We start from the raw sequence: 1,488 nt of genomic DNA on the forward strand, positions 1-1,488 counted from the left end.
CCTTCATCGTCCGATATCAAAGAGGATGAAATCCTGCGAATACACGAGCTTGCGTGAGAAAATCAAATCATAACGAGGGAGCTTAGCGAAGAATTAACTAATGAAAGATTGTATGGGTATTGTCCAATAGCAAATTCTCCTTCATAAGCTCCTTCTACTGTAATTTCTGTTTTAAAAATATCCGCTTCCTTTTCTGATCCCAGCCACACTCGTCTATATGAAGACAAAATGAATAGCCCATCTTCATCACCTACAGCAGCAAAAGTTTCTTTGCTATCCTTATATCCGTCGATTAAAAGATTTGTACTCAACAAGTCTTTAATACAATTTACATCATTAACCACAAGGCCGATTTCACTGATATTTATTAATTCCTTACCTGTAAATGGAGTATTGTTTGCGTTATCAAGAGAGTGTCTAGCGATAAATTCAACTACATTCCCTGCTGGGTCATAAAAGTAAATTGATGTTGCGTTCTAGGTTTTAGAATAAACTTGATATGAGTTATCTGGTAATAGATTTAGCGTAACCCCGACCGAGTTTAGCCAAGTTATTGATTCCTCAATTTTGTTCTCAGGGATGTCAATGACGAAATGATAAAATGGGCTTTTTTCATTTTTATCTGATTGCTCGAAAATTAAATTTGATTTCCCCACTTTTAAAGTAAACATATTACTGGAACTCTCCACCAGTTGGACTCCGAGATCATAAATGTAGAACTTTTTGAGTTGCTCTAATTGTTTAGTGAGTAATTTAATACTATGTATTCGCAAGAATCTCCACTCCTCAGAATAACTTCGTTAGAAAAAATGTTCGGACATAATAATACCATAATTTGGAATTGTTTTGTTGAGCAAATCTGCCCGTTAGTGGGGCGAAAGGCTGCCGCGGCAGCCCTTCAATTAGAAATATTTTTTAAATCCTTTACTAACCGATCCGTCATATCCTTCTCGTTCGAAGAACTGATGAGCTCTTTCACGGGTTGAATTGCTTAGAAGCATAATCCGATGACAATTTATTGACCTACAATAGTCCTCAACATATTGTAAAAGTTGTTGTCCAATACTCTTACTTCGATGATTCTCATGAACAATAATGTTCTCGACAATTCCATACGGTCTTGTTCCATGCAATGCTTGGATACAGATATTTAGCGTCACTGTCCCTAATATTTCACCGCCTTCATCGAAAACAAGTAGAAAGTTATTAGGGTCACTTTTGATTGTATCAATTTGTTCTTCGAGAACATTCATTTTCTTACTATTTGGCACTAACATACGATAGAGCTCGCACAGTTGGTTTTTATCAGATCGTTCAGCTTCACGAATCATATCAATATCAACTCCCATATAACCCTTGTCCTTACATTTTATTCCACGTTACAATTGAGCATTCCTGCCCGTCCCTCGGTTTTAAGGGTTTATCTCACATATTCTCACTCATTCGCAGGATTTCGTCGCCTTGGAATACAGTTGCCGTTCGAATAGC

At 37.0% G+C, this 1,488-nt stretch carries 2 protein-coding genes; both read right to left on the reverse strand.

The window, feature by feature from the left end; translation table 11 throughout:
• Positions 1-62: 62 nt before the first annotated feature.
• Positions 63-344, reverse strand: a complete 282-nt coding sequence (locus G519_RS48275) for a hypothetical protein (protein WP_029199013.1) — start codon at positions 342-344, stop codon at positions 63-65.
• Positions 345-902: 558 nt separating this feature from the next.
• The gene (locus G519_RS0138245; RefSeq protein WP_084160542.1) at positions 903-1,349 is read right to left on the reverse strand and encodes a GNAT family N-acetyltransferase; all 447 of its coding nucleotides are present in this window, start codon (positions 1,347-1,349) and stop codon (positions 903-905) included.
• Positions 1,350-1,488: the final 139 nt, after the last annotated feature.

Source organism: Paenibacillus alginolyticus DSM 5050 = NBRC 15375 (assembly GCF_000422905.1).
In the GTDB taxonomy this organism is placed as follows: domain Bacteria; phylum Bacillota; class Bacilli; order Paenibacillales; family NBRC-103111; genus Paenibacillus_E; species Paenibacillus_E alginolyticus.